The sequence below is a fragment of the Chamaesiphon sp. OTE_75_metabat_556 genome, from assembly GCF_031378165.1.
In the GTDB taxonomy this organism is placed as follows: Bacteria; Cyanobacteriota; Cyanobacteriia; order Cyanobacteriales; family Chamaesiphonaceae; genus Chamaesiphon.
In genome coordinates this window covers 1-4533 of sequence record NZ_JANNDR010000019.1, presented here as the reverse complement: position 1 = coordinate 4533, position 4533 = coordinate 1, and the positions used below count along the sequence as shown (strand labels likewise).

Below are 4533 nucleotides of genomic sequence, written 5' to 3'. Positions count from 1 at the left end.
GCGGACGTTGGGTTCCAATAATCTGGCAGATTGCTCGGATTTGTGCCATGCACCTTCCACGACGGCACTTAATGAGATGTTTGGTACCAAAACATCGATCGTCAGTTTGGAAAGCTTGAAGGAAGCTGATTGCGTGGTATTGGCGGGGGCGAATTCGCCTTCCAATCATCCCCGCTTGATGAATGAGCTAATTAAGCTGCGCGAAAAGGGCGCGAAAATTATTATTATCAACCCGATGATGGAAATCGGACTAGTCAAGTTTGGCTCGCCCGCATTTCCAGTGAAGTCTTTAATTCCTGGTTCGGATATTGCTTCGCTTTATCTTCAACCGATTCCTGGGAGTGACGTCGCGCTGTTTGTCGGGATTCAAAAATCTTTAATTGCACAGGGACTTGTGGATCGATCGTTCCTGCAAGCTCACACTGAAGACTGGGAGGCGATTCTAGCGCAGGCACAAAATGTTAGCTGGGAAACCATTACCGCTACCTGTGGTGTCTCTCAAGCCGAAATCGAAACCGCTGCAACGATAATCGGTCGATCGCAACGCGTCGTCTTCGGCTGGGCGATGGGGATTACCCAGCAGACAAATGGTGTCGATAACGTCTACAGTATCGCCAATACCGCCCTGATGACGGGAAATGCTGGCAAAATCGGTGCTGGCGTGATGCCCGTGCGCGGGCATTCCAATGTCCAAGGTTTTGGTTCGATGGGCGTGACGGTGAAACTCAAAGAAGAGATGAAGCAAGCCTTGGAGCGACTGCTGGGGCGACCGTTGACGCTACCGAAGGGTTATCACACCCGCGATCTGATCGAAGCAGCGGATGCTGGTAAGGTGGATAGTCTGATCTGTGTCGGCGGCAATCTCTACGGAGCCAATCCCAATTCGGCGCAGGCAAAACGGGCACTGGGTAAAATCGAGACGATTATTTATCTAGCAACTAAACCGAATATCGGCCACTTTAACGGACTGGCGAAAACAAATACGATTATTATTCCCGTCCTGAATCGGTTCGAGCATCCCTATAAAACTACCGTCGAATCTGGTAATAATTTCGTGCGGTTCAATGATACTGGGGAAACACATTTAAAGGGTGCGGATTTAGTCACCGAAGTCGAATTTTTAACTACTTTAGCCGATCGAGTCTTGGGCGAACAGCCAATTCAGTGGCGCAAACTCGCAGATCCGCGCTATGTCCGGCAACTAATCGCGAGGACTATTCCTGGCTACGAAAAGATTGGCTCGATCGATGAAACAAATGAAGAGTTTACGATTTCTGGGCGGATCGTTACTAGCCCTCACTTCAAAACACCATCTGGGAAGGCCAAAATGTTCGCCACACCGCTCCCAATCCTGACTTTACCAACACCTGAAGACTTTGGGATCGATCGACCGGAGCGCGGTTTGGTACTGGCTTTGATGACTGGGCGCAGCTATTCTCAACACAATACCGTCGTCTACAAACTGGGTGATAAATATCGGGGGATGCCCCACCGCAATTGTATTCTCGTCAATCGCCTCGATGCCGAAAAGATTGGCGTAGCGGCACACGATCGCGTCACCGTCCAAGGCGATGCGGGTAAATTGGATGAAGTTGAAGTGATTTACGGTTCGGTGCGTGCAGGTGCCGCGTTGATGTTCTATCCCGAAGTGAATGTGATTTTTACCGCCCAAACCGAAACTCGATCGGGTACACCAGCCTACAAGCGAGTGCCAGTAGTAATTTATAGCGATCGGTAATCCACTGCTAACCCGCTCCCAACACTTAATTTGGTTTGTGTTAACATCAGAGGAATAATAGGTCTTAAATCCTACAGTAAACATGAGCAAAGTGCTGGTGTTAAATGCCTCCTATGAGCCGCTCAACATTACTGGTTGGCGACGTGCGGTCATCTTGATGCTCAAAGGCAAGGCAGAACAGGTCGAACACAATGGCAAATATTTAGCTAAAGATTTTCCGCTCCCGACGGTGATTCGCTTGCGTCACTATATTACGGTGCCCTATCGAGAGATTCCCCTCACCCGCCGCAATGTACTCAATCGCGACAATCACTCATGTCAATACTGTGGCTACAAGGGCGACGGTTTAACCCTAGATCATGTGATGCCGCGATCGCGGGGTGGGCCAGATACCTGGGAAAATTTGATTACCGCCTGTATGCGCTGCAATGTCAAAAAAGGTAATCGCACTCCCAAGGAAGCTAACCTCCAGCTCGCGACTCAACCGCGTCGCCCCTATAGCAGTCTGCACTATGAAGCGGCCACTCAGATTAATAATGGCGCGCACGCGGAGTGGCGCAAATACATTATCGGGATTTAGATAGTTTGTTTTCAGCCGGATGAATTAAGTGAAGTCGAACAGCGAAGATCGGAGCGTGAAAACTGACAAGCACAAAGATTATCGGCGGTGCGTCAGTTGTCGCAAAGTGGCGGCCAGACAGGAGTTTTGGCGCGTAATCAAGTGTCATCCGACAAACGCGATCGCGATCAATCTCGGTCACACCTGGATGCAAGGACGTTCGGCGTATTTATGTCCGACGGCCAGTTGTTTGCAATTAGCCCAGAAAAAAAACCGCATCGGTCGATCGCTTAAAGCAGCAATTAGTCCAGATATTTATCACCAATTAGGTACGCTGACATTCGATCGTACCTAGTTAGGACGGGGAGACTGGGGGACTGGGGGACAATAAGGACGCTTGCGTTCAAACCCATCATCGACTGTTTCCTAAAACCTAAAACCTTCCTCTATTTCTGCGACTCCTATGTCTTTGGGATGACGCTTGTTATGGAACAAAATATAACGGACAATTCACTGTACGTAGGTTTCTTTCTTCTTTCGGAGATACTACGCGAACGGTGGGTAGGAATAACGATCGAGGCGAATTGCATCTCTAACTTGGTCTAGAAGCTTTTTGGGCGGATTTTGCATAATGTTACAATAATTTGAAAAATTCAGCAGATCCACCTTAAATAGGATGATAGGTAGAAAGTTTCTGCTTTTGCATAGGGAATATGCTGAATTTTTCAGTCTATCTACCCGAGTTTGGGTGGATAGGTAGAAAGTTTCCGCATAATAATAGTTAGGCTTCATACTCAGGAGATCGTATCAGACCAGGAGGAATTGCATGGATCTCGAAGCGGTTCGCAAGATGCTTCAAGAGGTGATTCAACAACAGCCAGTCACCTTGACATGGGGGACATACCTTGTCTTTGCTCTCATTGCTATGTTATCTGCGTACCTTGGAGCATATTTAAAGAAAAAAGGCGAGACTTACGCTACAAGAGAAGACTTTTATATGGTACTCGACCAAGTTAAGAAGACTAACCGAGCAACGGAGGAGATTAAGACAGCTATTGCAAGGCGATCCGATTTCGAGATGCAGGTTCTTCTAGATCGGTACAAGTTGGTTGTTGATTGTGAAACAAAGATTCAGACAATAGCTACAAATGTAAACCGTTTGCGGAGCGGTGTTCAGGTTCCTCCTGATTTCATTAAAGATGAAGATATTGTTCCATTGACGCAGGTATTTGAACAGCTTTCGATTAATCATTGGTTATTGGGAGATAGCTTCCATGACTTACTTCTGTTTCAGTCAAAACTGCTTCTTACAATTGCAAATGAAAAAGATTCAGCCAAATTGGCAACGCATACCGAAAAGTATCAACAATCACTTATAGCTTTTTCTAAAGCTATGGATGATACATTTAAAATTAGCACAATTACATGGAGTGGCGAAGCCTAACAAGCGGCTGCACTCGGAACGGACTTTACTCTATCGGCTTTGATACAAACATTATCGCCGTCCGGTGAGCCGCCAGGCGTTAGGGTGCAATCCCTCTGAGGGTTGTAGTCATAAAGGGTTGTAGTCATAAATCGATTAAAAGGGGTAGCAGTTATGGACAATAAGTACACTAACTGGCTGATGTCTCTGAGACATGTGACAACTGGGCTAATAGTGACCCGGCTGTTCATCGTCTGGATCTTCCTACTGCCTCCATTCGTCAGAGAGGCGATCGCCTGGCTCAAGTAGAAGCCTTTCACTGGTGCGAAGTAAATTTTCAAGAATAGTGATTCCTGTCTTCAATCAAGTCGATTACGCTCAGGACAAATTAGGTTGGAAACTCGGTTAAGTTCTATGATTATGAAAGCAGAGCGACTAAAAACAGAACGACTAGGAGATAGCAGTTCCGCTTCCAAACTTGCTATCAGACACGAGATACGCAGTGCTTTTTCCCTCGCTCTATGGGTTTTCCTCCTCACCCTGTGCTTTGCCTTCTTTTCTACATACCCAGCTTATGCTCAGAACAGCCCTGCAAAGATTTTCATTTCTGGAGACGTAAATGGAGCTGTAGACATCTTCAACCAGCTTGGCACCCCGATCCGTTCGTTTGCTGCGAACTACACCATCGATGACGGCTTTGCAGTTGGCGATGTAGATGGAGATGGGCGAGACGAAATCCTAATTGCTGGAGACGTAAATGGAGCTGTAGACATCTTCAACCAGTTTGGCACCCCGATCCGTTCGTTTGCTGCG

Annotated in this window: 5 protein-coding genes; all 5 read left to right on the top strand. The window is 47.2% G+C overall.

Annotated features, from left to right (window positions below):
* Positions 1–1738: FdhF/YdeP family oxidoreductase (locus tag RMO27_RS00810; RefSeq protein WP_309728137.1), on the top strand; the 1738-nt coding region annotated here is incomplete at its 5' end.
* A gap of 82 nt (positions 1739–1820) precedes the next feature.
* Entirely contained in the window at positions 1821–2318 is a 498-nt protein-coding gene (locus RMO27_RS00805; protein ID WP_309728135.1) for an HNH endonuclease, read from the top strand.
* 28 nt (positions 2319–2346) lie between these two features.
* Positions 2347–2652, top strand: coding sequence for a YlxR family protein (locus RMO27_RS00800; protein ID WP_309728133.1), 306 nt, complete (start codon positions 2347–2349; stop codon positions 2650–2652).
* Positions 2653–3123: 471 nt separating this feature from the next.
* The gene (locus RMO27_RS00795; protein WP_309728131.1) at positions 3124–3741 is read left to right on the top strand and encodes a hypothetical protein; all 618 of its coding nucleotides are present in this window, start codon (positions 3124–3126) and stop codon (positions 3739–3741) included.
* A gap of 393 nt (positions 3742–4134) precedes the next feature.
* The coding region (locus RMO27_RS00790) for a hypothetical protein (RefSeq protein WP_309728129.1) at positions 4135–4533 on the top strand (399 nt) is incomplete at its 3' end.